This is a genomic window from Amycolatopsis sp. NPDC039088, assembly GCF_055598845.1.
Genome location: NZ_JBVKAE010000003.1, coordinates 289285 through 315233 on the forward strand (window position 1 = coordinate 289285; position 25949 = coordinate 315233).

Annotated in this window: 23 protein-coding genes; 15 read left to right on the plus strand and 8 right to left on the minus strand. The window is 68.9% G+C overall.

Annotated elements, in window-relative coordinates; genetic code table 11:
• Positions 1-13 precede the first annotated feature (13 nt).
• A complete protein-coding gene (locus ACZ7KI_RS06145) occupies positions 14-1105 on the plus strand; it encodes an aldo/keto reductase (protein WP_470272115.1) in 1092 nt (363 codons plus the stop codon).
• A gap of 486 nt (positions 1106-1591) precedes the next feature.
• Here the strand turns inward: ACZ7KI_RS06145 and ACZ7KI_RS06150 are convergent, their stop codons facing one another.
• Complete coding sequence (locus ACZ7KI_RS06150; protein WP_470272116.1) at positions 1592-2158, minus strand: CGNR zinc finger domain-containing protein; 567 nt, start codon at positions 2156-2158, stop codon at positions 1592-1594.
• A gap of 81 nt (positions 2159-2239) precedes the next feature.
• Here ACZ7KI_RS06150 and ACZ7KI_RS06155 point away from each other — a divergent pair, with 81 nt between their 5' ends.
• On the plus strand, positions 2240-3394 hold the full coding sequence (locus ACZ7KI_RS06155) for an epoxide hydrolase family protein (RefSeq protein ID WP_470272117.1): 1155 nt from the start codon (positions 2240-2242) through the stop codon (positions 3392-3394).
• Positions 3395-3408: 14 nt separating this feature from the next.
• Here the strand turns inward: ACZ7KI_RS06155 and ACZ7KI_RS06160 are convergent, their stop codons facing one another.
• Entirely contained in the window at positions 3409-4416 is a 1008-nt protein-coding gene (locus ACZ7KI_RS06160; protein WP_470272118.1) for a hydroxyacid dehydrogenase, read from the minus strand.
• 180 nt (positions 4417-4596) lie between these two features.
• On the opposite strand from ACZ7KI_RS06160, the gene ACZ7KI_RS06165 reads away from it, so the two are divergent.
• The 10 genes from ACZ7KI_RS06165 (at position 4597) to ACZ7KI_RS06210 (ending at position 15749) form a co-directional block, all read left to right on the plus strand.
• The gene (locus tag ACZ7KI_RS06165; protein WP_470272119.1) at positions 4597-5925 is read left to right on the plus strand and encodes a sugar ABC transporter substrate-binding protein; all 1329 of its coding nucleotides are present in this window, start codon (positions 4597-4599) and stop codon (positions 5923-5925) included.
• Complete coding sequence (locus tag ACZ7KI_RS06170; RefSeq protein WP_470272120.1) at positions 5922-6878, plus strand: carbohydrate ABC transporter permease; 957 nt, start codon at positions 5922-5924, stop codon at positions 6876-6878. Before ACZ7KI_RS06165 ends, ACZ7KI_RS06170 begins: the two co-directional genes overlap by 4 nt.
• Positions 6875-7741: a carbohydrate ABC transporter permease gene (locus ACZ7KI_RS06175; protein ID WP_470272121.1), complete on the plus strand. Its 867-nt coding sequence runs from the start codon at positions 6875-6877 to the stop codon at positions 7739-7741. The genes ACZ7KI_RS06170 and ACZ7KI_RS06175 overlap by 4 nt, the downstream gene beginning before the upstream one ends.
• A 27-nt stretch (positions 7742-7768) precedes the next feature.
• Positions 7769-9070: an alpha-L-fucosidase gene (locus ACZ7KI_RS06180; protein ID WP_470272122.1), complete on the plus strand. Its 1302-nt coding sequence runs from the start codon at positions 7769-7771 to the stop codon at positions 9068-9070.
• A 13-nt stretch (positions 9071-9083) separates the two neighbouring features.
• Positions 9084-10526, plus strand: a complete 1443-nt coding sequence (locus tag ACZ7KI_RS06185) for a polysaccharide lyase 6 family protein (RefSeq protein WP_470272123.1) — start codon at positions 9084-9086, stop codon at positions 10524-10526.
• Positions 10527-10608: 82 nt separating this feature from the next.
• Positions 10609-11649: a LacI family DNA-binding transcriptional regulator gene (locus tag ACZ7KI_RS06190; RefSeq protein WP_470272124.1), complete on the plus strand. Its 1041-nt coding sequence runs from the start codon at positions 10609-10611 to the stop codon at positions 11647-11649.
• A complete protein-coding gene (locus ACZ7KI_RS06195) occupies positions 11646-12407 on the plus strand; it encodes a sugar phosphate isomerase/epimerase family protein (protein WP_470272125.1) in 762 nt (253 codons plus the stop codon). Before ACZ7KI_RS06190 ends, ACZ7KI_RS06195 begins: the two co-directional genes overlap by 4 nt.
• Positions 12404-13036, plus strand: coding sequence for an SGNH/GDSL hydrolase family protein (locus ACZ7KI_RS06200; protein WP_470272126.1), 633 nt, complete (start codon positions 12404-12406; stop codon positions 13034-13036). Before ACZ7KI_RS06195 ends, ACZ7KI_RS06200 begins: the two co-directional genes overlap by 4 nt.
• 71 nt (positions 13037-13107) lie before the next feature.
• Entirely contained in the window at positions 13108-14421 is a 1314-nt protein-coding gene (locus ACZ7KI_RS06205) for a serine/threonine-protein kinase (RefSeq protein ID WP_470272127.1), read from the plus strand.
• Positions 14422-14534: 113 nt separating this feature from the next.
• On the plus strand, positions 14535-15749 hold the full coding sequence (locus ACZ7KI_RS06210) for a cytochrome P450 (protein WP_470272128.1): 1215 nt from the start codon (positions 14535-14537) through the stop codon (positions 15747-15749).
• Here the strand turns inward: ACZ7KI_RS06210 and ACZ7KI_RS06215 are convergent.
• The 3 genes from ACZ7KI_RS06215 to ACZ7KI_RS06225 all read right to left on the minus strand — a co-directional run bounded on the left by ACZ7KI_RS06215 (position 15716) and on the right by ACZ7KI_RS06225 (position 18207).
• The gene (locus tag ACZ7KI_RS06215) at positions 15716-16780 is read right to left on the minus strand and encodes a LacI family DNA-binding transcriptional regulator (RefSeq protein ID WP_470272129.1); all 1065 of its coding nucleotides are present in this window, start codon (positions 16778-16780) and stop codon (positions 15716-15718) included. The genes ACZ7KI_RS06210 and ACZ7KI_RS06215 overlap by 34 nt on opposite strands.
• The gene (locus tag ACZ7KI_RS06220; RefSeq protein ID WP_470272130.1) at positions 16781-17425 is read right to left on the minus strand and encodes a flavodoxin family protein; all 645 of its coding nucleotides are present in this window, start codon (positions 17423-17425) and stop codon (positions 16781-16783) included. It abuts the gene before it with no gap.
• A gap of 77 nt (positions 17426-17502) precedes the next feature.
• Positions 17503-18207, minus strand: coding sequence for an alpha/beta fold hydrolase (locus tag ACZ7KI_RS06225; protein ID WP_470272131.1), 705 nt, complete (start codon positions 18205-18207; stop codon positions 17503-17505).
• Between the two features lie 127 nt (positions 18208-18334).
• Here ACZ7KI_RS06225 and ACZ7KI_RS06230 point away from each other — a divergent pair, with 127 nt between their 5' ends.
• Together ACZ7KI_RS06230 and ACZ7KI_RS06235 are read left to right on the plus strand one after the other, a co-directional pair.
• Positions 18335-18895 carry a TetR/AcrR family transcriptional regulator gene (locus ACZ7KI_RS06230; protein WP_470272132.1) on the plus strand — a complete coding sequence of 187 codons (561 nt, stop codon included), beginning with the start codon at positions 18335-18337 and terminating at the stop codon, positions 18893-18895.
• A 114-nt stretch (positions 18896-19009) separates the two neighbouring features.
• Positions 19010-20596 (plus strand): AMP-binding protein, encoded by a 1587-nt coding sequence (locus tag ACZ7KI_RS06235; protein WP_470272133.1) that lies wholly within the window; start codon positions 19010-19012, stop codon positions 20594-20596.
• 9 nt (positions 20597-20605) lie between these two features.
• Here the strand turns inward: ACZ7KI_RS06235 and ACZ7KI_RS06240 are convergent, their stop codons facing one another.
• Both ACZ7KI_RS06240 and ACZ7KI_RS06245 read right to left on the minus strand, forming a co-directional pair.
• A complete protein-coding gene (locus ACZ7KI_RS06240; protein WP_470272134.1) occupies positions 20606-21889 on the minus strand; it encodes an MFS transporter in 1284 nt (427 codons plus the stop codon).
• Positions 21889-23274 (minus strand): M20 family metallopeptidase, encoded by a 1386-nt coding sequence (locus ACZ7KI_RS06245; RefSeq protein ID WP_470272135.1) that lies wholly within the window; start codon positions 23272-23274, stop codon positions 21889-21891. The genes ACZ7KI_RS06240 and ACZ7KI_RS06245 overlap by 1 nt, the downstream gene beginning before the upstream one ends.
• A 125-nt stretch (positions 23275-23399) precedes the next feature.
• Between ACZ7KI_RS06245 and ACZ7KI_RS06250 the strand changes: the two genes are divergently transcribed.
• The gene (locus ACZ7KI_RS06250; RefSeq protein ID WP_470272136.1) at positions 23400-24323 is read left to right on the plus strand and encodes a LysR family transcriptional regulator; all 924 of its coding nucleotides are present in this window, start codon (positions 23400-23402) and stop codon (positions 24321-24323) included.
• Here ACZ7KI_RS06250 and ACZ7KI_RS06255 read toward each other — a convergent pair.
• The gene (locus ACZ7KI_RS06255; RefSeq protein WP_470272138.1) at positions 24298-25881 is read right to left on the minus strand and encodes an FAD-binding oxidoreductase; all 1584 of its coding nucleotides are present in this window, start codon (positions 25879-25881) and stop codon (positions 24298-24300) included. The genes ACZ7KI_RS06250 and ACZ7KI_RS06255 overlap by 26 nt on opposite strands.
• Positions 25882-25949: the final 68 nt, after the last annotated feature.

Consider the following 25949-nt stretch of genomic DNA (forward strand, 5'->3'; position numbering starts at 1 on the left):
TGGAGTCACCGCCATGCCACTGGATCAGTACTATTCGCTCGGCCGGTCCGGCCTGCGCGTCAGCAGGATCGCCCTCGGCACGATGAACTTCGGCACCGGCGGTTTCCACGCCGCCTACGGGAAAACCGAGGACGAGGTCCGTCCGATCTTCCGCGAATACCTCGACGCGGGCGGGAACTTCATCGACACCGCCGACTTCTACACCGCCGGCGAAAGCGAGACGATCCTCGGCCGCCTCATCGCCGAAGCGAAGGTGCGCGACCAGGTCGTGCTCACCACCAAGTACACCAACAGCGTCGACCCCGGCGATCCGAACGCGGGCGGCAACGGACGCAAGCATCTGATCAGGGCACTTGAGGCGTCGCTGCGACGGCTGGGCACCGACCACGTCGACCTGTTCCTGCTCCACACCTGGGACCGCATCACCCCGCCGGAAGAGGTGATGCGCACGTTCGACGACCTGGTACGCGCGGGAAAGATCCGCTACGCCGGACTTTCGGACGTGCCCGCCTGGTACGCCGCGCGGGCACAGTCCTTCGCGGACGCGCACGCACTGACCCCGGCGGTCAACCTCCAGCTGCCCTACTCGCTCGTGGAGCGGACGATCGAGACCGAACACCTCCCGATGGGACAGCACCTCGGACTCGGCATCACCGCGTGGAGCCCCTTGGCAGGCGGCTTCCTCACCGGCAAGTACCGCCAGACCACCGAGACCCCCGCCGGCGAGGGCAGGCTGAGCGATCCGGGCAACGCCGGGAAGGCATGGACGGAGCGCGATTGGGCACTGCTCAAGCCACTGGAGGAGGTCGCGGCCAACCTCGGTGTCACGATGGCGCAGGTCGCGATCAACTGGGTCGCCACCCAGCCGGGCATCGCGTCCGCGATCGCCGGGGCGAGCAGCGCGGCCCAGCTGCGCACGAGCATGGCCGCGCTCGACTTCGAACTGCCGCCGGAGCTGCGGACGATCCTCGACGAGGCCAGCGCCGTGCCGCCGGAGTCGGTGTACCGGATGTTCACGCCTGAGTACCAGAACTGGGTGATCAGTCCTGGGGTGAAGGTCGGGGACAAGCCGGCGGGGTATACACCGGTTGTGCGGAACTGGTGATTGAGTAGGAAGGCTTGCGCCGGCGGGTTGCGCCGGCTCACGCCGTCGCCGCCGCCCGGATCGGTTGCCGTTTCGCGGCAACGGCTAAGGCGAAGCCGGTCTCACTGCCCTACAACCGCCGCCGTCACGCGGCGATGATCCGAAATGGCCAAGTCCCGACGCCGGTACCGCTACCGTCCCGGCTTGTCGCCGTTTCGCGGCAACAGAGCGGCCGGTCACGCCGCAAAGGCAGCGTTAACGCCACCACCCGAACCCGTTGCCGTACCCCGGCAACGCCCCCAAAGCGGCAATGCACGAAAAGCCACCACTCCTCCCCGAGTCCATCGTCGTTCAACGGCAACGGCTCGGCGGTCACCTCGCCAGACCGGCTTCGCACCACCACGTCGCCGTTTCGTGGCAACGGCCTAAGCGCCCAAGTCCCGAAGCCGAGCACGCCACAAAACACAACGCCGTCGAAACCGCACGACCCCGAGCCCACCGATGCGCTCAGAGAGCTCTCTTCCGCTGATTCGCGTTGAACCGTGCCTTCTTCTGCCGGTTCCCGCACGTGTTCATGTCGCACCATTTACGGGAGCGGCTTTGGCTGGTGTCGAAGAAGGCGGCCTGGCAGGTCGGCGACGCGCACAAGGCCAGCTTTCCGTCGCGTTCGCCGGAGATGATGCTGACCGCGTCGGCGGCGATCACGCTGAGGGCGTCTTCCACGCGGGAAGCCGGGCCAAGGTGCCATCGCCGCTTGCCTTCGGGCGTCAGAACGGCCGCGGCCCGGCCCTGGGTGCTGCGGTCGTTGATGACTTGGACAGCGGAAGCGGGGAGCACGTCCTGGAGCGCGGCCGCGGTCGCCGCGGCGTGAATCGACTCCCTCAGTTCCCGAGCGAGTTCGAGCTGGGCAGTGGTGCACGAGTCCACGGCGAGACCGTTCACCGCCAGCCAGTCGACGAGTCGGTGCGGCGTGGGAATGCGTTCCACCGCCTCACCACGACGCTCCGTCAGGGTCGCGGTGAAGCTGGTCGCCAGCACATTGCCGAGGCGGAAGTCAGGGAACCCAGCAGGCATGGAACCACCTTAGCCGGTTGTGTCTCGACGCGAGGGCCTGCTAGAACCGTCTTAGCCGGTTCTTCGATGACAGGAGGTCTCATGTCCAGCGACGTACACCCCTTCGAAGCCCACGCACCTGACGCCGACCTCGAAGATTTGCGTGCGCGCCTGGCCGCGGCACGGCTACCGGAGGCCGAGACGGTCGATCGCCGATGGGGCCAGGGTGTTCCTCTCGCCGACCTCGTCGATGTCGTGGATTACTGGCGCACCGGGTACGACTGGCGGTCCTTCGAGAAGCGCCTCGACCGGATCGGCCAGTTCCGCACGACCATCGACGGTGTGGGAATCCACTTCCTCCACCGCCGGTCCGCGCGCGCGGATGCGGTTCCCCTGGTCTTGACGCACGGCTGGCCGGGCAGCATCGCCGAGTTCGTCGATGTGGTGGACGAGCTGGCGGACCCGAAGAACGCGGACGCGCCGGCGTTCCACGTCGTGATCCCCTCGCTACCGGGCTTCGGCTACAGCGACAAGCCGTCCACCACCGGCTGGGGTACCGAAAAGATCGCGGCCGCGTGGGTGGAACTGATGGGCAGGCTCGGCTATAACAGGTTCACCGCCCACGGTGGCGACTGGGGAGGCGTTGTCACCACGGTTCTCGGCGGCCGGTTCCCGGACCACGTCCTCGGCATCCACACGACGTTCGCGGCGGGACCACCCGGGCTGACCACGGACGGGCTGACGGCGGCCGAACGCGAGTGGACCGAGGAAACCCACGATTTCTGGCACCACCGCGCGGCGTACGCGAAACAACAGGCGACCCGGCCGCAGACCATCGGCTACTCGCTCGTCGACTCACCGGTCGGGCTTCTCGCCTGGATTCTCGACAAGTTCGCCGAGTGGTCCGACACCGAAGACAGCCCGTTCGAGACGATCTCCCGAGACCGTGTCCTCGACGACGTCACCCTGTACTGGCTGACCCGGACCGGCGCGTCGTCGGCTCGCATCTACTACGAAAGCCACAACTCGCTCGATCCCGAACTCCGGGTCGACGTCCCGGCGGCGATCACCACCTATCCCCGCGACATCGAGAAGTATCCGCGCCCGTGGGCGCAGCAGCGGTACCGGCAGATCGTCCGCTGGAGGGCACCCGAAGCCGGGGGCCATTTCCCGTCACTGGAGATGCCCGGATACTTCCTCAAAGATCTTCTAGAGGGGCTCGCGGCAGTGCTGGCCACCAGCCGGCACGCGGTATAGGGCGTTATACGACCTCACGCCCGCAAGTGGGCCCGTTCCGGCGCGACGGCGTGCTGGAGCGGCTGCCCGAGGACGAACCGCCGCAGTTCCCGCGCGACGAGTTCCCCCATCCGCGCGCGCTCGGCACCCAGCGCCCCGGCCAGATGCGGGGTGAGGACCACGTTCGGCAGCGTGTACAGCGGTGAGTCCGGGGCGGGCGGTTCGGGCCAGGTGACGTCGAGGATCGCCGTGAGGTCCGGCCGCTCGCCCAGCACCGGGACGACCGACGGCTCGTCGACCACGGCGCCGCGGGCGGTGTTGATCAGGGTCGCACCGCTGCCCATTCCGGCCACGAGCTTCCCGTTCACCAGCCCCTCGGTCTCCGGCAGCAGCGGCGCGTGCAGGCTGACCACGGCACAGGTGCCGAACAGTTCGTCGAGGTCCACCAGCCGCACGCCGAGTTCCGCGGCGGCCGCGGCGTCGACGACGGGGTCGCTCGCCAGCACCTCGACGTCGAAGCTGCCCAGGTGAGACGCGACGAGAGCACCGATCTCGCCGAGGCCGAGCAGTCCGACCTTGGAGCGGTAGGCCCCGGCGACCCTCGGGTCGGCCGGGTAGGCCCGCCGCTCCCGGATCTCGCGGGAGATCCGGTGCACCTGCTTCAGTCCCAAAAGGATCTGGGCCAGGGTGAACTCGGCGACCGGGACGGCGTTCGCGGCCGCCGCGGACACGATCGGGATCTCGCGCGCCCAGAACTCGGGTGTGGTCAGCGGGCGGACCGATCCGGCGGCGACGAGCACCGCGCGCAGGTCCGGTGCCGCCCCCAGCAGGGTGGCATCGAGGACCGGCGCCCCCCAGCCCGAGAGCAGGATCTCGACCCCGTCGAGGGCCTCCGGACGCTCCGCCAGCCGCTCGCGGGTGAGCGGCTCACGCAGGTCCACCAGCGCCCCGATCTCGTCGCGTACGGCCTCGGGGTAAACGTCGTCACGACGACGTTCCTCCATCACGAGGATCGCCGTCGGCCGGTGTCGCAGCTCCGTCATCCCTACCTCCGAGGGCACCATACATCGGATGCTTAACCCACCCCAAGGGCGGTGAGCCCCACCCCGAGGCAAAGTCGGCCGATTGAAATTCGTAATCATCGGACCATTGACCCCGAGCCGGGAAAGCGCTTACCGTCCCTGCGGAGTAGACGGCGTGGTCCACAGTGAACAGGAGAAGCGATGCGGAAATCGCGGTGGATCGGCGTGGGACTCACTGTCTCAGCGCTGATTCTTTCGGGCTGCTCGGCAGGCCCCGCAGGCACGAACGTCGCGCAGGACACCAAGGCCCCACTGGAACTGTGGACCCGGACAACCCCCGGCGGCGCCGGTGAGCAGGCCACGAAGCGGCTCGCGGAAGCGTTCGAGAAGGCCACCGGGTTCAAGGTGCAGGTCACCGCGATCTTCGACGACTTCGAGACGAAGCTGGCCCAGCGCGCCGCCCAGCGCGACCTGCCGGACATCGTGATGAACGACGTCACGCAGGTCGGCACCCTGAAGAGCCAGGGTCTCGTACGTGAGATCGAGCAGGGCAAGATCAAGCACGCCGCCGAGCTGACCGAGCAGGCGTTGAAGTCCAACCAGACCCCGGACGGCAAGCTGTACGGCCTGCCCTACAGCGCGCAGGCTTCGGCGCTGCTGATCCGCAAGGACTGGCGGGAGAAGCTCGGCAAGAGCGTCCCGCAGAGCTGGCCCGAGCTGGTCGACCTCGCCAAGGCCTTCACCACCGGCGACCCCGACGGCAACGGCAAGAACGACACCGCGGGCCTGAACGCGACGCTGTCGACCAAACGCGGCTACGCCTCCTGGTACTTCTCCAACTTCCTGTGGGCCGCCGGCGGCGACTTCATCACCGAGGCGGGCGGCGGCAAGTACAAACCGTCGATGAGCACCCCCGAATCGCTGGCCGCGGTGCAGTGGTTCCGCGACCTCGGCTGCAAGGACAACGTGATCCAGCCCGGTTCGGTCACCATGCCGACCCCGGCGACCAACGAGACCTTCGAAGCGGGCAAGGCCGGGATGTACGTCGTCGGCCCGTACCTGCTGCCGCGGTTCGACAAGGCGCTCGGCAAGGACAAGTACGAGGTCGTCCCGATGCCGAAGGGCGCCAAGAACGCGGACGTGCTCGCCGAGGGACTGTCGATCTACATGATGGCCGGTTCGCCGAATCAGGCCGGGCAGGACGCCTTCGGTGACTTCGCGATCTCGGCCGACGGCCAGAAGATCGGCATGGAGGGCGACACCGCCTTCATCGTCCAGCTCCCGGTGAACAAGAACGTCGACATCACCCAGGTCCGCCCGGACCCGCGCTGGAAGACCTACGCCGAGATCTACGCCAAGTCCGGCCACTACGCGCCGTCCATCCCGAACTGGACGCCGGTCCGCCAGGACACCGCCGACACGGTCAGCGCGCTCGTCGCCGACTGCAAGCTCGACACCAAGGCGGAACTGGCCAAACTCGACACCAAGCTCACCGCGACCTTGCAGCAACAGGGGATCAGCGCGTCATGACGGTAGATCACGCCAAGCCGGCGGCCGTCGGCGCGGACCGTACCGCCACCCGGCGGACGCCCGCGCCGAAGGCCCGCGGGCGCAGCGACCGCGACGGGAAGTGGTGGACGCCGTGGCTGTTCCTGGCCCCCGCCCTGATCCTGTTCGTGTACTTCAAGTTCATCCCGATGATCACCGCGGTGACGATGTCCTTCCAGGACGTCCAGCCGTATCTGGGCAACCAGTGGGTCGGCGGGCAGAACTACGGCACCGTCCTCGGTGACGAGGCGTTCCACTCCGCCATCTGGCACACCGTGATCATCGCGGTCGGGCAGACGGTCGGGTCGATGGTCATCGGCCTCGCGCTCGCGCTGCTGATGGAGGGCCAGAGCAAGCGGCTGAAGTTCCTCCGCTCGGCGGCGTTCCTGCCGGTGGTCGTCCCGATCGCGGTGGTCGCCGAACTCTGGCGGATCATGTACCACCCGACCGAGGACGGGATGCTGAACTCGATCCTCGGCCTGGTCGGATTGGGACCGTCGGGCTTCATCAACGATCCCGACAGCTCGATGGTCTCGGTCATCATCACCGGCATCTGGCGCGGCGCGCCGTACGACATGATGATCTTCCTCGCCGGACTGGCCGGAATCGACCGAGGGCTCTACGAAGCGGCCACTGTGGACGGTGCCTCCCGCTGGCGCAAGATCCTCCACGTGACCTTGCCGGGCCTGCGGTCGGTGTTCTCGATCCTGTTCGTCCTCGCGGCGATCCGCGGTCTGCGCGTGTTCACCGAGGTGTTCCTGCTGACCAACGGCGGGCCGAACGGCTCGACGGAGGTCGCGATGACCCTGATCTACAAACTCGGCCTGGAACAGAACCGGCTGGGCGTCGGCGCGGCGGGAGCGGTCCTGCTGTTCCTCGCGACGCTCGTGCTGACCCTGTTCGTCCAGGTGCTCCGACGGAGGCGAGACGCATGACCGCGGCCAACGATTCGGCACTCGGCCTCGACGCCGTCAAGTCGCCGGGCGGACGGATCCTGAAGTTCGTCCTGTACGCCCTGCTGCTCCTGGTCTTCGCCGGACCGCTGCTGGCCCTGCTGGTCAGCGCGTTCAACGACGTCTCCGATCCGACGGCGCTGAGCGTCGTCCCGTCGAGCCCCACCCTGGGCAACTTCGGCATCGCCTTCGACCTCGGCGTCGGGAAGTACCTGCTCAACTCGTTCCTGGTGGTCGGCTTCGGCCTGCTGCTGCAGGTCATCGTCTCGGTGCTGGCCGGATACGCGTTGGCGCGCAAGAAGTTCCGGTTCATGACCTTTGTGCTGGTCGCGATCCTGGCGACGCTGATGCTGCCGGAGGAGATCCTCGCGATCCCGCTGTCGCTGATCCTGTCGGATCTTCCGGTGGTGCACTTCAACCTGATCGGCAGCCTCGCCGGGATGATCGTGCCGCTGGGCGCGTGGGCCTTCTCGATCCTGGTGATGACCGAGTTCATGAAGGACGTCCCGCGTGAACTCGAAGAGGCCGCGCGGATCGACGGCGCCGGAGATCTGCGGATCTTCGCGCAGATCATCCTGCCGATGTGCAAACCCGCGCTCGGGGTGATCGGCGTCTTCGGCTTCACCATGATCTGGGACCAGTATCTGCTGCCGCTGCTGGTGTCGACCGACGCGTCGACCTACACCCTGCCGCTGGCCCTGCGGACACTGCGGATCGACACGAACGTCACGCCGGGCGTGATCATGGCCGCGTCGCTGCTGGCGCTGCTCCCCTCGGTCGCCGCGTTCCTCTTCTTCCAGCGTTCGTTCGTCCGCGGGCTCGCCTCGGGCGCGCTCAAGGGCTGACCGAGACAAGCAAGGAGCGATCCTGAAGTGAGTTCCACCGCCTGGTTCACCCACGACCGGTTCGGGATGTTCGTCCACTGGGGACTGTATTCGCTGGCCGCCCGGCACGAATGGGTGCAGAACCGCGAAAAACTGACCGACGAGCAGTACCGCGTCTACTTCGACCACTTCGAGCCGGACAAGTACGACCCGCGGTCCTGGGCGCGGGCCGCGAAGGCCGCGGGCATGACCTACGTCGTGCTGACCACCAAGCACCACGACGGTTTCTGCCTGTGGGACAGCGATCTCACCGACTTCAAGGTCACGAACACCCCCTACGGCAAGGATCTGCTCGGCCCGTTCGTCGACGCGTGCCGCGAAGAAGGCTTGAAGGTCGGCTTCTACCACTCGCTGATCGACTGGCACCACCCGGCGTTCCCCGTCGACGGCACCCATCCCCGCCGCGACGACGCCGAGTACATCGCGGCGCACCAGTACGCCGACATCGCCGAGTACCAGCTCTATCTGCACGGCCAGGTCCGCGAGCTGCTCACCCGCTTCGGCACGATCGACTACCTGTTCTTCGATTTCTCGTACCGGGGCCGCAAGGAATGGTGGGGCGGTAAGGGACCGGACGACTGGGACTCCCCCGGCCTGCTCGCGCTGGTCCGTGAACTGCAGCCCGGCATCCTGGTCAACGACCGCACCGGCATTCCCGGCGACTTCATCACGCCGGAGCAGTACCAGCCGTCCGGTCCGATGACCCGGGACGGCGTGCCCGTGGTGTGGGAGGCGTGCCAGACGCTGAACGGCAGCTGGGGTTACGACCGCGACAACCTCGACTACAAGAGCCCCGAGCTGCTCATCCGGATGCTGGTCGACGGCGTGTCCAAGGACGGCAACCTGCTGCTCAACGTCGGACCGAACGGCCGGGGTGAGATCGACCCGCGAGCGCTCGAAGTGCTCGCCGGGATCAGCCGCTGGATGGACCGGCACGAACGCTCCATCCGCGGCTGTGGCCCGTCGGAGTTCACCGCGCCCGCGGACTGCCGCTACACCCAGCGCGGGGACCGGCTCTACCTGCATCTCTTCAGCTGGCCGATGAACCATGTCCACCTGCCCGGGATGGCCGGGCGAGTGCGCTACGCCCAGCTGCTCGACGACGCCTCGGAAATCCGGCAGGTGCACACCGACCCCGGGCAGACCGCGCAGAACACCCAGATGGGCGGGCAGCCGGAAGGCACGCTCACCCTCAAACTCCCGATCCGGAAACCGGGCACCCCGGTCCCGGTGATCGAGCTGTTCCTGAATACCGAGAGCCCCGCCGCCGAAACCCTCCCCACCGATTGAGCACGGAGGCATCATGGATCGCAGAAGGTTCCTCAGCGGCGCCACCCTCGGCGCCGCGCTGATCACCGTCCCCTGGGTCACGTCCGGGACAGCGTCGGCCAAGCCGAAGGGGCTGTGCGCCCTGAACGTCAGTTCGCTGACCGAACTGCAGAACGCGATCAATCAGGCGGGCCCCGGTGCCGTCATCACGGTGAACAACGGCACCTACACCGTGCCGACGGGGTCGCCGATCAGCATCAAGGGCAGGCGCGGCACCAAGGACCAGCCGATCACCATCGTCGCCCAGTCCCGCGGCGGCGTGACGCTCAACGGTGAGCAGAGCTTCGTCTTCGACGACTCCACCGGTGTCACGATCAGCGGGTTCAAGTTCCGCCAGAGCACCACGCTGGAGATCCCGACGAACTGCTCGCGGATCCGGCTGACCCGCAACGATCTCCAGTTCGCCGACATCACCGGCCTGGACTGGGTGATGGTCCGCGCCGACAACAGCAAGATCGACCGCAACCACTTCCACCACAAGACGACACTCGGCGTCATGCTCTGCATCGAGGGTGCGGACGAGGACAAGATGGCCGTGGACGTCGAAGTCTTCCGGAACTACTTCTCCGACCACACCTTCCCCGGCGACAACGGCGGCGAGCCGATCCGGCTCGGCCTCAGCCCGCGTGCGCTCAGCACCGCCGGCGCCAAGGTCGAGTTCAACCTCTTCGAACGGGCGAACGGCGACCCGGAGGCGATCTCGATCAAGTCGTCGGGCAACTTCATCCGCAACAACACCATCCGGAACAGCAACGGCGGCATCGTGCTGCGCCACGGGAACAAGACCGTCGTCGACTCCAACTTCATCCTCGGCGGCAAGGAAGGCATCCGGATCTACGGCAACGACCACAAGATCGTCAACAACTACGTCGCCGGACTGTCCGGCAGCGCACTGGTCGTGGGCAGCGGCTCCGTCCGGGACCACTTCCCGGGTGAATCCAAGGAATCACGGCGCGGCAACGACGCGGCGGACCGCGTGCTCATCGCGCACAACACCCTGCTGAACAACAGCGGCACGCTCGCCGGCGAGACCAAGCGGACGATCGAACCGCGTGACTGCACGATCTCGGACAACCTCTTCGTCGGCGGCAACGGCGATCTGGTCGCGATGAGCACCACGGGCAACTTCACCTGGTCGGGCAACATCCTGTGGGGTTCGGGCGCGGACGGCAACATCCCGGCAGGCACCTTCCGCCGGGTCGACCCGAAGCTCGTGCAGGGCACCGACGGGATCTCGCGGCTCGCCGCGGGCAGCCCCGCGATCGACGCGGCCACGCTGACCACCGCGCCGACCACCTTGGACCTCGACGGCCAAGCCCGCGGCAGCCTGCGCGACGTCGGCGCCGACGAGTACTCGACGGCCGCGATCGCCAACCGGCCGCTCACCACCGCGGACGTCGGACCCGGCGCTCCGTAGCCAGGCGGTCAACATCAGAGCCGGGCTCACGCCGGCGTCCGTCCTCGCCGGCGTGAGCCCACCGCACCACCGAGGAGGAACCATGCCGCAGCGCGCCGCGGGTTCGGTCACCTTGGCCGATGTCGCCCGTGAGGCGGGAGTGTCGCTCGCGACGGCGTCGAGGGCGCTCAACGGTGGCACCAGACAGGTCAGTGGGGGTCTGCGGGAATCGGTGCTGCGGGCGGCGGAACGGCTGCGGTACACCGCGAACGTGCCCGCGCAGGCGATGGCCCGCGGCCGAGGCGACGTCGTGGGACTGCTGGTACACGACATCGTCGACCCGTACTTCTCCTCGATCGCCTCCGGCGTGATGCGCGTGGCCGCCCGGCACGGGCTGACGGTCACCATCGCGAGTACGGAAAACCGGCCGGAGAAGGAACTCGAATACGTCACGACGTTGCGCGGGCAACGGGCACGCGCGGTCATCCTGGCCGGTTCGCGGAACGAGGACAGTGCCCTGCAACGGAACCTGACCAAGGAACTCAAGGCTTTCGAGGCAGCCGACGGCCGGGTCGTGGTGATCGGGCAGCGGAAACTGCCGTTCGACACCGTCATGCTGGAGAACCGGCCGGGTGCGGCGGCACTCGGTGAGCGGCTCGCCGGACTCGGGCACCGCGACTTCCGGGTGCTCGCCGGACCGCCGGGACTGCTGACCTCCCGCGATCGCGTGCTGGGCTTCCGCGACGGGCTCGCCCACCACGGCGCCTCCCTGCCCGCGCACCAAGTCCTGCACGCGGAGTTCACCCGGGACGGCGGGTACGCGGCGATGGTGCGGGCACTGGAAAGCGGTTTCCGGCACGGCTGTGTCTTCGCGGTCAACGACGTGATGGCCGTCGGCGCGATGGCCGCCTGCCGCGACCACGGGCTGGAGGTGCCGTCGCCCATCGCGGTCGCGGGGTTCGACGACATCATCACCTTGCGCGACATCAGGCCTTCGCTGTCCACCGTGCGCGTCCCGATCGAGACGATGGGCGAACAGGCACTCGACTTCGTCCTCGCCGACCGCGCGGACAGCCCTCGCGTCCGGCCGGTCACCGGCGAGGTCGTGCTGCGGGAAAGTACTCGACTGTTGGAGGAACGATGATCCGCCCGGGACTGTGTTCGGTGACGCTGCGGCGGCTGGACGCCGACGAGGTCGCCCGTCGTACCGCGGAAGCGGGGCTGCGGGTGATCGAGTGGGGCGCCGACGTCCACGTGCGCCCAGGTGACGACTGGGCGGCCGACCGCGCGCTCGAAGCCATGGCACGGCACGGACTGACCTGCGGCTCCTATGGTTCCTACTTCCGCGCCACCCCGATGGAAACCGGGAAGTTCGGTGACATCGCCGCGACCGCGGTCCGGCTCGGTGCCACCAGGATCCGGGTGTGGGCGGGCAAAGCGGGCTCGGCCGACGTCGACCCCGACGAGCGGGAGCAGGTCGTCGCCGGTCTCCGCGAGGCCGCCGACGTCGCGGAGCGGCACGGTCTCGAAGTCGCGCTGGAGTTCCACGGCGGGACGCTGACCGACACCGCCGAATCGACCGTCCAGCTGTTGGAAGAGGTCGGCCGCGACAATCTCGGCACCTACTGGCAACCGCCGCAGGACCTGCCGGACGAACCCGCTCTCGCGGGACTGGAGCTGGTCCTCGACCGGGTTCGCGCGGTGCACGTCTTCTCGTGGTGGCCCAGCAACGAACGGCACCCGCTGACCGCGAGGACGGAGTTGTGGACGCGGGCGTTCGCGCTGCTCGCGAAGACCGGACGCCCGTTCGACGCGTTGCTGGAGTTCGTTCCGGACAACGATCCGGCCCTGATCCCCGGTGAGGCCGACTCCCTCCGCAAGCTGATCGAGGTGGGCGCGTGAGGTTCACCGGAACCGACCGGCTGCTGTTCGCCGGCGACTCGATCACCGACTCCAGCCGCGACCGCACCGATCCGGCGTCGCTCGGCAAGGGCTACGTCCGGCAGATCGCGGACCGCTTGAGCGACGGGCCGGTGGTGCTCAACAAGGGCCTCAACGGAAACCGCGTCTACGACCTGGAAGCCCGCTGGACCACCGACGTCCTCGCGGAGCGGCCGACGGTGCTGACCGTGAAGATCGGGATCAACGACACGTGGCGGACCTTCGACCGCGGCCTGCCGAGCCCGATCGACAAGTTCCGCGCCGCCTACCGCCGTCTGCTGGATAGTGCGCGGCGGAATCTCCCGGCGGAGTTGTACGTCATCACACCGTTCCTGCTGCCGGTCGAACCGGAGCAGCACGAGTGGCTGGAGGATCTGGCGCCTCGGATCGAGGTCGCGTTGGAGGTCGCCGCCGAGTTCGGCGCGCGGCCGGTGCGCGCGGACCTGTTCATGCCGCGGGCGGCGGAAGAGCACGGCGCGGCGACCCTCGCGCCGGACGGCGTCCACCCGAGCCCGCTCGGTCACCGGCTGCTCGCCGAGGCGTGGCTGGCCACGGCCGGTGCGCCGGTCGAGGAGGTTCACCGGCCTTAGCCGATACAGTTGTCCCCGTGTGAACCGGAGCGCTATCGGATCCGTGTGCTCTCAAGAGATCAGGGGGCGGCGTGACACGTGAAGGCGAGCTCGTCGCCGGCCGTTACCGGTTGGAGCGCAAGGTCGGCCGGGGCGCGATGGGCGTGGTGTGGCAGGCGCGGGACGAACGGCTCGGCCGGACGGTCGCGGTCAAGCAGCTGCTGCCGGGCACCGTGCCGGACGACGCCCCGTTCCGGTCGATCGTGCGCGCGATGCGGGAAGCCAGGGTCGCCGCCCGGCTCAAGCATCCGCACGCTGTCACCGTGTACGACGTCGCCGAGCAGGACGGAAACCCGTTCCTGGTCATGGAGTTCCTGCCGTCGCGGCCGCTGACGGACCTGCTCGCGGACGACGGCCCGCTCCCGGCGGGCCGGGTGGCGGAACTCGGCGCGCAGGTCGCCTCGGCGCTGGCCGCCGCCCACGCGGACGGGATCCTGCACCGCGACGTCACGCCCAACAACATCCTGATCACCGAAGACGGCCGGGCGAAGATCGCCGACTTCGGGCTTTCCCACGCCGCGGGCGAAGGGACCATGACCGGTGGCGGGCTCGTCGTCGGCACCCCGGCGTTCCTCTCCCCCGAGGTCGCCGACGGCGAGGAACCCGGTTATCCCTCCGATGTGTTCTCCCTCGGTTCCACGCTCTACACCGCGCTGGAGGGCGCGCCGCCGTTCGGCACCGACGGCAACCAGATCGCGCTCCTCAAACGCGTCGCCCGCGGCGAGATCACCGCGCCGCGGACCACCGGCCCGCTCACGGACGTCCTGCTGCGGCTGCTCCGGCGCGATCCCGGCGAGCGGCCGGACATGGCCGAGGCCGAGCGCCTGCTCAACGCGGTCGCGGACGGCCGTCCGGCGGTCCTGTCCGGCACGAAACGACTTCCCGCGCCGACCGGCCGTTCGAAGCTGCCGCTCGCCATCGGCGGTGGTGTGGCGGTGGCCGGTGCTGTCCTGGCCGGGCTCCTGCTGTTCGACGGCGGTCCTCCCGACGCTCCCGTGGCGCCGCCGCCCGTGGCCGAACAGAGCACCACCGCGGAGAACCCGGTGTGCGAAGCGCGCTACGAGGTGACCAATCGCTGGCCAGGCGGTTCGGAGATCCGGGTGTCCGTGCGGAACCCCAAGGACACCAGGCTCACCGGCTGGGAAGTCAGCTGGACCCTGTCTCCCGGAACCCGCATCGCCAATCTGTGGAACGGTTCTTTGACACAGGAAGGCGACCGCGTGCGAGTGTCCGAAGTGGACTGGAACGCGGTCCTGCCCGCGGGCGGCACGACCACCTTCGGCTTCATCGCGACCATCGACGGCGAGGGCGGGGAGACGCCGGTCGCGGTGTGCCGGAGTTCCTGACGACGACACGACCGAAAAAATGTGACATAACTCACGTCTTATTTGTCCGATTACCGGGGTCCTCCGCACCGGCATGCTGCGAGCGCGAAGCATTCGACAGCAAGGAGAAACGTGTGGACGACGACCAGGCGAGCACGCGGCGGTTCCCGATGGCGCGCGCCGCGGGCCGCCCTTTCGACCCGGCACCGGAACTGCTGCGACGGGCCGCGGAGGATCCGGTGTCCCGGGTGAAGCTGTGGGATGGCGGCACGCCGTGGCTGATCACCCGATACGAAGACGTGCGCACGATCCTGGCCGATCCACGGGTCAGCGTCGACGCCACCCACCCGGACTTCCCGCACACCAACGCGGTGAGCAAGGCACGCGACACCGGGATGAAGACGTTGATGCAGATGGACGCGCCGGAACACACCGTTCAGCGGCGCCTGCTGACCCCGGAATTCACGATCGAGAAGATGGCGGCTCTGCGGCCCCGGATCCAGCGCATCGTCGACGACCTCATCGACGGAATGCTCGCCGGTCCCCAACCGGTGGATCTGGTGGCGGCGTTCGCGATGCCGGTCCCTTCACTGGTGATCTGTGAACTGCTCGGCGTGCCCTACACCGACCGCGGTTTCTTCCAGGAGGTGGCCCGCACCCTGGTCATGGACGAGCCCGATCCCGAACGGGCGCTGGCCGCCAGTGAGGAGCTGAACGCCTATCTGGAAGAGCTGGTCCTCCGTAAGAACGCGGAACCCGCCGAGGATCTGCTCAGCACGCTGACCATCGAGCAGTTCCGGACCGGCGCGATGACCCCGCGTGAGATCGCCATACTGGGCCAGCTCCTGCTGGTCGCCGGGCACGACACCACCGCGGGCATGATCGCGCTGGGCACGGCGGCGCTTCTGGCGAATCCGGATCAGCTCGACCTGGTCCGTGACGGCGACCCCGCGCGGACGGCCGGCGCCGTGGAGGAGCTTCTGCGCTACTTGTCCATCACCCACACCGAAGCGCGCCGCGTCGCGCGGGAGGACCTGGAGATCGGCGGCAGGCTCATCCGGGCGGGCGAGGGCATCATCGCGGTGAAGAACACAGCCAACCGGGACCCGGCCGCTTTCCCGGATCCGGACACCGTCGACGTCCGGCGCAAGGCCCGCCACCATGTCGCCTTCGGCCACGGCAGGCACGTATGCCTCGGCGCCCCACTGGCCAGGGTGGAACTCCAGGCCGTCTACGGCACGCTCTTCCGGCGTATCCCCACCTTGAAGGCGGCCACCCCCTGGGAGGAATTGCCGTTCGACGAGAACGCGGTCTTCTACACGGTGCGGGAACTACCCGTCACCTGGTGAACCGGTGAGGCGCGCCGCTCGGTGGACTCCCGTGCGTTCAACCGCACCGGCACCTCGATCCGGCGCGGCTCGCCGTCCGGGGCGGGGCCCTCGACGAGGTCCATCAGCGCCGCGGCCGCGCGGCCGCCCGCCTCACGCGGGTGCACGAACATGCCGGTCACCTGCGGTGAAGTGAGGCGAAGCGACCCACTGTCGACCGCGCTGCAGATCCCGAGTTCGGCGGGCACCGCGAGCTGTCGGCGGCGGGCCTCGTGGAGGACGCCGAGGGCGAGGTTCTCCGACGTAGTGAAGACTGCGTCCGGTCGCACCGGCCGTCCGAGCAGTCTGCCCAACGCTTCCGCCGTGCCTTCGGTGGTCGGTGGTTCGTCGATCTCGACGACCACCGGCTCCAGTCCCCGGTCCCGCGCCCAGCCGGTGTAGCCCGCGACGAGATCCGCGGCGTAGGAGCGGCCGGTGTCGGTGGTGATCATCGCCGGTCGCTCGTATCCGTTGTGCGCCAAGTGATCCAGCATCAGCCGGGCCGCCGCGACGAGGTCGTTGTCGACGACGACCGGCACGGGGCACGGCGCGGCCAGCGGGCGCCCGATGGTCACCAGCGGCCGGTCACGGCACCAGCCACTGGCGAAGAACGGCTCGTCGCCGCGTGGGTCCACGAGGATCGCGCCGTCGAGGGCGAAGGCGTTCAGCCGGTCGAGGTCGGCGTCCAGCGGGGTCAGCAGCAGGCCGTACGACCGTTTCGACGCGGCTTCGGCCGCCCCGTTGAGCACTTCGAGGAAGTAGTCGGAGTTGGGCACGAGTGCGCAGGCGCTGCTCGCGTCCACCGAGTTCGCGAGCTGGATCGCCAGGGTGCGGCTGCGCCGCGTGACCAGTTGCCGAGCGTGGACACTGGCCTGGTAGCCCAGGTCGGCCGCCGCCCGCGCGACCCGCTGCCGCGTGTCCTCGGAGATCCGTCCCTGTCCGCTGAGCACATGGGACACGGTCGTGATCGAGACCCCCGCGGCGGCGGCGACGTCACGGATGGTCGGTGACACTCAGGCCTCCACGGGCGGTCCCCAGACGCGGTTCGGCCGGTCGGTGTCCAGCCGATAGTCGGTGACATGGGCGTCGCCCAGCCTACGTCCGAGATCCGCGGCCGCCTCCAGGGGCCGGGCGGGATCGCGTTCCACTTCGCCCCGGCTGTTGCCGACGCCGACCACGATCCCGGCGAGGTCCTGACGCAGGTACCGGGTGAGTTCCTGGAACTGGGCTTCGAGGCCGAGCGTCGCGCCGCGATAGCTTTCCTCGCAGGAGATCAGCACCGCGGCGCGTTTGTTCATCAGCCCCGGCACGACCCGCGCGGTATGCGGCGAACTGCCTGAGGTGTAACAGAAAAGCCGGTCGAAGAAGGACTTCAGCCGCCCGGTCATGCCGTACCAGTGCAGCGGCGTCGCGTACACGATCGCGTCCGCCGGGAGAACGTGGTCGAACAACAGCCGCTCGTAGCCGTCCGCGATGCCGCACGAACGATCGCTCAGACGGCAGCTGCGGCAATCCCCCAGCGGCGCTTCGACGAAGTCGTCGAGGCGGACGAAGTCGATCGCGTGTCCAGCCTCCTCCGCGCCTTTGGCCAGCGCTTGGGCGAGAGCCCAGGAATTGCCTTCACGACGCGGGCTCGAATCGAGCACCAAGACCTTCACGTGCTTCTCCCCGGAGAGACTGCAAAAACGCTTTTGCAGTCTCTCCGGGGGAGGATTCACCTGTCAAGCGACCAAGGTCAGGCGACCTTGGCGGCCGCCGCGAGGATGACCTCGGCGACCACGTCCGGGCGCGAAACCGAAACGGCGTGCGAGGCGTCGACCCGGGTGACCTCCGAACCGGCACGCTCGCTCATGAACTCCTGCGCGGCGGCGGGAATCGCGTGGTCCTGCTCGGCGATCAGCGCCCAGGACGGCACGGTCTTCCATGCCGGCTCGCCGTCGAACGGCGTGGCCAGCGCCCGCTCGGTGACCGGACGCTGGGTGACCGCCATGACGTCGGCGGTCTCGGCGGGGACGTCGGCCGCGAACACGTCCGAGAAGTTCTCGGGCTTGATCGACAGCTCACCCTGGGACGCGAGGACGTTCGTGGTGTCCGGGCCGAGCTTGCTTCCCTCGAAGCGGCCGGAAAGTTCGAACACGCTCTCCCCCGCCTCCGGCTGGAAGGCGGCGATGTAGACGAGCGCCTTCACGTTCGCCGCGGTGGCCGCCGCACGGCTGATCACCACGCCGCCGTAGGAATGCCCGGCCAGCACCACCGGACCGGACACCCCGTTGACGAAATCGGAGACGTACTCCGCGTCGGACTCGATCCCGCGCAGCGGGTTCGGCGCCGCCAGCACCCGATAGCCCTGCTCACGCAGCTTCGGGACCACGCCGTTCCAGCTGGACGAGTCGGCGAAAGCGCCGTGGACCAGGACGATGGTGGGCTTCTGGACGCTCATGGTTGCTCCTTCAGAGCTAGGAGAGAACGATCGGTCTTTCTTCCTGAACAATGCTCGACGGGGACACCTTCCGCAAGGTGACGCAGCCGACCTGGCGGAATGACCGTTCTTTCTCTAAGGTCGGGGAATGTCGACTGTCGACCGGGGAGTGCACCCGAAGATCCGGCTGCTCGAGACCGCGTCACGGCTGTTCTACGCCGAAGGAATTCACGCTGTCGGGGTGGAGCGCCTGGTCTCGGAGGCGGCCGTCACCAGGGCGACGTTCTACCGCCACTACCCCACCAAGGACGATCTCGTCGCCGCCTACCTGAGCACCACGAGCGAACGGATCCGCGAGGGTGTCGGCGAGGCGACCCGCGGGAAGCCCGCGCGTGAAGCGCTACTCGCCGCGCTGGGCATCATCGGCGACCGGACCCTCGACGACGACTTCCGCGGCTGCCCCTTCCTCAACGCCGCCGCCGAATACCCCGACCCCGAACACCAGGTCCGCCAAGTCATCGACGACCACCGCGAGTGGTTCCTCGGCGCTCTTCGCGACCTTGCGCGCGACGCGGGACATGCCGACCCCGAGCACGCCGCCCGCACCCTCGTCCTCCTCCGCGACGGCGCGCTTCACGGCGGGAACCTCGACGACGCCGAGACCGTCCGCGACACCCTGCGCCGCGCCGTGACCGACGTCGTCGCCTGACGGCCTCCGCTCAGATCTCCGGGGCCGGCGGACCCGGTCATTGCGTCTTCTCGACGGTCGTAACAAATGCTACCTTCGCGGAAGGGGGCCCGGCCGGACCGAGGAGTGGCGACCATGAGGCTTTCCCCCAGCGCGCACGCCGACCCGTTCTGCCGTGAGCGGCTGCCTCCCGCCGACCAGTGGCCCCGGCTGCACTTCGACCTCCCCGAACTGCGCTATCCAGACCGGCTGAACGCCGCGACCGCTTTGCTCGACGAGACCGTGGCACGCTTCGGCCCGGACAGGGCCTGCCTCCTGTCGCCGAACGAAACCTGGACGTACGGCGAGGTTCTCGCCCGCGCCAACGGCATCGCCCACGTCCTGGTCGCCGACTTCGGCGTGGTGCCGGGGAACCGGGTGCTGCTGCGGGGCACCAACACACCGTGGCTCGCGGCGTGCTGGCTGGCCGTGCTCAAGGCGGGCGCGGTGGCCGTCACGACGATGCCGATGCTCCGGCGGAACGAGCTCGACAAGATCGTCGGCCGCGCGGAACCCACGCTCGCGATCTGCGACGAACGCCTGCTCGACGAACTCCCGCCCGGACTGCCCGTCGTGTCCTACGGAACGGACCTCGCCGCCAGGATGGAACGGCGTCCGTCGACGTTCACCGATATCCAGACCGCGGCGGACGACGTCGCCTTGCTCGCCTTCACCTCCGGCACGACGGGATCCCCGAAGGCGACGATGCACTTCCACCGCGACCTGCTCGCGATCGCCGACACCTTCTCCCGGCATGTCGTACGCCCGACCTCCGACGACCTCTTCGGCGGCACGCCACCGCTGGCCTTCACCTTCGGCCTCGGCGGGCTGCTGCTCTTCCCCTTGCGCGCGGGAGCGGCGACACTCCTGGTCGAACGCGCGACGCCGTCGGAACTCGCCGCCATCGTCGCCGAGAAAGGCGTCACGGTCCTCTTCACCGCCCCGACCGCGTATCGGGCGATCTTGAACTCCGGCGACGCACGGCTCCTGGCCGGCGTGCGCCGGGCGGTCTCGGCGGGCGAGTCGCTGCCCGCTCCGGTCGCCGAACAGTTCCGGGAGATCGTCGGACGCCCGCTCATCGACGGTCTCGGCAGCACCGAAATGCTGCACGTCTTCATCTCCGCCGCGGACGAGGCCGCCCTTCCCGGCGCGACCGGGAAGGTGGTGCCCGGCTACCAGGCCGCCGTCCTGGACATCGACGGCGCGCCCGTTCCGGACGGCACGCCCGGCTTCCTCGCGGTGCGCGGCCCCACCGGCTGCCGTTACCTGGAGGATCCGCGCCAGCGCGACTACGTGCGCGACGGCTGGAACATCACGGGCGACACCTACGTCCGCGACGCCGACGGCTACTTCAGGTTCGTCGCGCGCAGCGACGACATGATCATTTCGTCGGGATACAACATCGCCGCCCCCGAGGTCGAAGAAGTCCTTCTCACGCATCCCGACGTGGAGGAATGCGCGGTGGTCGGGACACCGGACCCGGACCGGGGTTCGGTCGTGACCGCTTTCGTCGTGCTCCGGTCCGGGGTCGCGTCGGGTCCCGACGTCGCCCGAGCGTTGCAGGAGCACGCGAAGGCGAACGCGGCGCCGTACAAGTACCCGCGGCGCGTGCGGTTCATCGAGGCGTTGCCGCGTAACCCGAGCGGGAAACTGCAGCGGTACCTGTTGCGGACTGTCGAGTGAACGAGTCCCTCAGCGGATACCGCGCCGCCGGTTCGCCACCACCAGCGCGACGATGCTGAGCGAAGCGGTCAGCAAGAGGTAGTAGCCGGGCGAGACCGGCGAACCGGTGGCCGCGATCATCGCGGTCGCGATGGTCGGGGTGAACCCGCCGAAGATGCCGACCGTCGCGTTGTAGGAGAACGAAAGGCCCGTCGCCCGGGTGTGTGCCGGAAAGGCGTCCGCCATCACCGAGGGAAGCGCTCCGAAGTAGACCGCCTTCGCCAGCCCCAAAACCGCCATCGTGGCGGTGAGGGTCAGGAACGATGGCGACTCGGTGACCCAGATGTACAGCGGCACCACCCCGATCCCGATGGCCGCCGCGGCGCCGATCATGATCTTGATCCGGCCGAGCCGGTCGGTGAGCAGGCCGACCACCGGTGTCACGAAGGTCAGGATCGCCGCGGTGATCATCAGCGCCACGAACGACAGCGAGTCGTCGATGCCCAGGTTCTTGATCGCGAACGTCGGCAGGGACTGCAGGATGAAGTTCAGCGAGGTGGAGACGACCAGCACCCCGCCGGCGATCAGCAGTCCGCCCCATTCGAACCGGAACAGCGTGCGGATGGCCGACGTCTTCGGCGCGTCCGGATCCCTTCGCACCGCAGGAGGTTCGTCGACGTGGCGCCGGATGTAGTACCCGACCGGGCCGACCAGCAACCCGAAGACGAACGGGACGCGCCAGCCCCACGACGTCATCGCGTCGGTGGTCAGTACCGCGGTCAGCCCGGCGGCGAACCCCGCGGACAGCAGCGTCGCCAGACCTTGGCTGGCGAACTGGAAACTACCGAGGAAGCCCTTGCGGCGATCGTCCTGTTCGATCAGGAAGGACGTAGCCGCCCCGAATTCGCCGCCTGCGGCGAAACCTTGGATCAGCCGGGCGACGATCACGCCGATTGGCGCCAGGAAGCCGATCGTCGCGTAACCCGGCATCACCGCCAGCAGGAACGTGCCGATCACCATCAGCCAGATGGTGACGACCAGTGCCTTCTTGCGGCCGAACCGATCGGCGTACGCGCCGAGGATCAGGCCGCCGAGCGGACGGATGAGGAACGTGATCCCGAAGACCGCGTACGCCTGGACGAGCTGGACGGCCGCGTTGCCGCCGGGGAAGAAGGTCTTGCCGATGTAGGCCGCCATGAGCGCGTACACGGCGAGGTCGAACCATTCGAGCGCGTTGCCGATGGTCGCCGCGGCGATGGCGCGTTTGGTGGACGACGGCGTACGAGGCTTCGTCGTCTGATCGCTGTCGAGCATCAGACCTCCTTTCCGCGCCGCCCGAGCGCGTGGAACAGCGCCATGGCCAGAACCACGCCTTCGCGGGCGATCGGGGCGAGGAGATGCTCATCGGGCGCGTGCTGCAGGCAGCCGGGATAGGAATGCGGCACCCACAAGGTCGGCAAGCCGAGCAGGTCGGTGAACACGTGATTCGGCAGCCCGCCACCGAAACTGGGCAGGATCGCCACCGGCCGGTCGGAGACCTCGTCCAGCACGCCCTTCGCCCAGCCCACCCAGGGATCGTCGACAGGGGTGCGGCTGGCGCTGAAACTGCTTTCCGTGGCGACGTCGACCATCGAGAACCCGTGCGCGGCAAGGTGTTTCGTGACCGCGTCCGCCACTCCACCGACGTCGGTGCCCGCGACATAGCGGAGCTGCAGCATCGCGCGGGCCCGGCCGGGGATGGCGTTGACGGGCCGCTCGATGTCCGCGGCTCCCAGGGAGAGGACTTCCAGGGTGTTCCACCCGTACAACCGCTCGGCCACGGTCAATTCGGTATCGCCCCAGCCTTCGTCGGGCACCGGATCCCCCGGTGCTCCCGCGATCTCGAGGCCGGCGAGCGCTTCGCGGACGCTGCCGGGGAGCCCGGGCGGCAGGAGTTCCGGGACCCGGATACGGCCGTGCCCGTCGACCAGGCACGAGATCGCCCCGGCGAGCGTGGTGGCGGGGTTGCGCAGCACCCCTCCCCAGTTCCCCGAGTGGTAGGCGTCGGGGCGCAGATCGACGTCGAGCGCGATCCGGACGCTGCCGCGCGCGCCGAGGAACACCGTCGGCGTCGCCGCGTCCAACCGGGGCCCGTCGGAGGCGATGAGGACGTCGGCGCGCAGTGCATCGCGGTGCGCCGCGACGAACTCGTCCAGGCCGGGTGAGCCGATCTCCTCGCCGGTCTCGAACAGGAATTTGAGATTGAATCCGAGGGAGCCCTGGTCGGCCAGCAGGAGCCTCAACGCCGTCAGGTTGATCAGGTGCTGCCCCTTGTTGTCCGCCGAGCCGCGGCCGTACCAGCGCTCGCCGTCGGCGGTCAGCGTCCACGGGTCCCGGCCTTCGCTCCACTGGCCTTCGTGCCCGTCGACGACGTCGGCGTGCCCGTAGCACAGGAGCGTCGGAAGCTCCGGGGACTCGATCCGGGTGCCGATCAGGAAGGGACCACCCGCCGGATCGGGGTTGGGATTAGTCGTCACCGAGCAGCCGAGCGCGGTCAGCGCCGGGGTCAGCACGTCGTCAAGGTATGCCTTGATGGCAACGCGTCCGGCTGGCCGGTCGCTCACAGTGGGGTACCGGACCAGTTCGGCCAGCTCGGCGAAGAAGGCCCCCGAGTCGACGTGTTCCCGGGCTTTCGAAACCAGTTCTGCGGGGACTGCCACGTGCTCTCCCGATTCACTCGCCGTGTGTTGCCGAGGAGCGTAAGCCGGTTTCCCTACACTGACCATTGCCGTTTGCGGCGGTCCGCGTTCTGATTAGGGCAAACCGACTCTCGAGAGGGAGACCGATGCGGCTGCTTCCCATCGCGCTGACGTACTTCCTCGAAGTCGCCCGCACCGGCTCGGTCTCCGAAGCGGCGGCCGAACTGACCGTGGCGCCCTCGGCGATCAGCCGTCAGATCGCCAAACTCGAAGCCGGGCTCGGGGTTCCGCTGTTCGTCCGGCATCCGCGCGGCATGGTGCCGACCGAGGCCGGGAACCGCCTGCTCGACCACGTCCGCCGCAGTGAAGCCGAATCGGCCGTCCTCGTCGACGAACTCCGCACCGGCCGCGGTCTGCACGCCCGTTCGCTCACCGTCGCCTGTTCCGAGGGATTCGCGCGGCGCGTCGTCCCCCAGGCGATCGCCGCGTACCGCCGCGACCACGACGTCGTGTTCCACATCGACGTCGTCAACCGCGAGGAAGCCACCCGGCGGGTCCTCGACGGCGGGGCCGACATCGCCGTCACCTACGCGACCGGCCCCCAGCACGGCGTACGCGTCGAAAGCGCCGTGGTCGTCCCGGTCTACGCGATCGTGCCGGTGGATCATCCGCTGGCGGACCGCGATTCGGTCGGCCTCGCCGAACTGTGCGACCACCCGCTCACGTTGCCCACTCCCGGCCAGAGCCTGCGCGACCTGTTCGACATCGCCACCCGGATCGAGAACCTCACGGCGGAGCCGGTGCTGGCGTGCAACGAACTGAGTCCCCAGTACGAGTTCGTCCGCCGCGGTGGCGGGATCGCGCTCGTCGGCGGACTGGGCGACATCGGGCAGGACGCGGCCACCGAAGGCGTCGCCTACGTGCTCCTCGACAACGCGGTGTTCCGCAGGCGCGAGGCGCAGGTGCAGACCATGGCTGGCCGGACCTTGTCGTCGGCCGCCACGCGGTTCGCCGCGCTGCTGACCTCGCTGGTCCGGGCGCCGGTCAGCGGACCAGCACGCCGGGATTGAGGATGCCCGCCGGGTCGAGCGCGGTCTTCGCCGCGGTGAGCGCGGCAGCGAACGGATCGGGGCGCTGCCGGTCGTACCAGGGCCGATGGTCACGGCCGACGGCGTGGTGATGGGTGATCGTGCCGCCGTGGCCCTCGATCGCCTCGGACACCGCGGCCTTGATCTCGTCCCACTGCGCGACCGTGCTTCCCCAGCGCCCGGCGGCGTAGATGCCGTAGTAGGGCGCGGCCCCATCCGGATAGACGTGGGTGAACCGGCAGGTCACGACACCCGCGCCGCCGCACACCCGGTCGATCGCGGCCCGTGCCGCCGAGGTGATCGCGTCGTGGAACTCGTCGAAGCGGTCCCAGGTGCACGCCGTTTCGAAGGTCTCGACGATCAGCGACCGGCGGGCGAGCGCGTCACGCTGGTACGGCATCCGCAGGAACGACGATCGCCACGCCGAAGCGCTGTCCTGGCGGGCGGAATCCTTGCTGCGCCTGGTCTTCACCACCCCGCCGTGACCGATGGCCAGTTCCAGCGCGCGATCCAGCAGGCCGTCGACCGGATGGTCCGCGGACTCGAACGCGACCAGCAGCAATCCGCCGCCCACGCTCGCGCCCGCGTTGATGAACGCTTCGGCGGGATCGAGCAGGCGGCAATTCGACGGGTAGAGACCGGACTGCGCGATCGCGCGCGTGGCGGCGACCGCGTCTTCCTGGCGTTCGAAGGTGATCGACGCGGTGACCTGCCAAACAGGCCTGTCCTGCAAGCGCATCCACGCTTCGGTGATCACGCCGAGCGTGCCCTCGGAGCCGAGGAACATCCGGTCCGGCGACGGTCCGGCGCCCGATCCCGGCAGCCGCCGCGATTCGCTGATCCCGGCCGGAGTGACCACGCGAAGCGACTCGGTGAGATCGTCGATATGGGTGGCGAGCGTGGCGAAATGCCCGCCGGCGCGGGTCGCGAGCCAGCCGCCGAGGGTGGAATGGGCGAACGACTGCGGGAAATGCCGCAGTGTCAGCCCCAGCGGACGAAGCCGGTCTTCCAGGGCGGGCCCGAAGATCCCGGCCTGGATCCGGGCCGCGCGGCTGACCGTGTCCACTTCGAGCACGGTGTCGAGCCCCGACAGATCCATCGAGACCGCGGGCCCGTCGAAGCGCGGTTCGACACCGCCGACCACGGAACTGCCGCCACCGTAAGGAATCAGCGGCGTGCCTGACGTCGAGCACCAGTCGAGCAGGTCGACGACGTCCTGCTCTGAACGTGGGCGGGCGACCAGATCCGGGACGTGATCGAGCTGTCCGAGCAGATTGCGGACGACGTCGCGAAAGGCCTTGCCCCGGGCGTGGGACAACCGGTCGGCGGGGTCGTCGCTGCACAACGCGGCCAGCGCCGGGGGCGGACCGAGCCGCGATGGCGGAACAGCGAGGTCCGCCGGTTCGGGCGGGGTGTGATCGGTGAAGTCGTGGCCGGGAAGAACCGCGGCCGTGCGGGCGACGAGCGCGTCGGCTTCCTCCGTGGTCAAAGCTTCGGCGACGTGTCCCCAGCCCCACCACGACCGTTCTCCGGCAGGCATCGGCGCCTCCGTTCCAGCTGACTTGCCAGTAAGTTACCGATCGGTCAATTCCCGTGTCAACGCAGGAG

Excerpts from the sequence above, each read along its gene's own strand:
- ACZ7KI_RS06240 (WP_470272134.1), bottom strand. The coding sequence starts at position 21,889 with ATGCTCGACAGCGATCAGACGACGAAGCCTCGTACGCCGTCGTCCACC.
- ACZ7KI_RS06145 (WP_470272115.1), top strand. The coding sequence starts at position 14 with ATGCCACTGGATCAGTACTATTCGCTCGGCCGGTCCGGCCTGCGCGTC.
- ACZ7KI_RS06230 (WP_470272132.1), top strand. The coding sequence starts at position 18,335 with ATGTCGACTGTCGACCGGGGAGTGCACCCGAAGATCCGGCTGCTCGAG.
- ACZ7KI_RS06165 (WP_470272119.1), top strand. The coding sequence starts at position 4,597 with ATGCGGAAATCGCGGTGGATCGGCGTGGGACTCACTGTCTCAGCGCTG.
- ACZ7KI_RS06250 (WP_470272136.1), top strand. The coding sequence starts at position 23,400 with ATGCGGCTGCTTCCCATCGCGCTGACGTACTTCCTCGAAGTCGCCCGC.
- ACZ7KI_RS06170 (WP_470272120.1), top strand. The coding sequence starts at position 5,922 with ATGACGGTAGATCACGCCAAGCCGGCGGCCGTCGGCGCGGACCGTACC.
- ACZ7KI_RS06255 (WP_470272138.1), bottom strand. The coding sequence starts at position 25,881 with ATGCCTGCCGGAGAACGGTCGTGGTGGGGCTGGGGACACGTCGCCGAA.
- ACZ7KI_RS06190 (WP_470272124.1), top strand. The coding sequence starts at position 10,609 with ATGCCGCAGCGCGCCGCGGGTTCGGTCACCTTGGCCGATGTCGCCCGT.
- ACZ7KI_RS06155 (WP_470272117.1), top strand. The coding sequence starts at position 2,240 with ATGTCCAGCGACGTACACCCCTTCGAAGCCCACGCACCTGACGCCGAC.
- ACZ7KI_RS06160 (WP_470272118.1), bottom strand. The coding sequence starts at position 4,416 with ATGACGGAGCTGCGACACCGGCCGACGGCGATCCTCGTGATGGAGGAA.
- ACZ7KI_RS06150 (WP_470272116.1), bottom strand. The coding sequence starts at position 2,158 with ATGCCTGCTGGGTTCCCTGACTTCCGCCTCGGCAATGTGCTGGCGACC.
- ACZ7KI_RS06225 (WP_470272131.1), bottom strand. The coding sequence starts at position 18,207 with ATGAGCGTCCAGAAGCCCACCATCGTCCTGGTCCACGGCGCTTTCGCC.
- ACZ7KI_RS06175 (WP_470272121.1), top strand. The coding sequence starts at position 6,875 with ATGACCGCGGCCAACGATTCGGCACTCGGCCTCGACGCCGTCAAGTCG.
- ACZ7KI_RS06185 (WP_470272123.1), top strand. The coding sequence starts at position 9,084 with ATGGATCGCAGAAGGTTCCTCAGCGGCGCCACCCTCGGCGCCGCGCTG.
- ACZ7KI_RS06195 (WP_470272125.1), top strand. The coding sequence starts at position 11,646 with ATGATCCGCCCGGGACTGTGTTCGGTGACGCTGCGGCGGCTGGACGCC.
- ACZ7KI_RS06235 (WP_470272133.1), top strand. The coding sequence starts at position 19,010 with ATGAGGCTTTCCCCCAGCGCGCACGCCGACCCGTTCTGCCGTGAGCGG.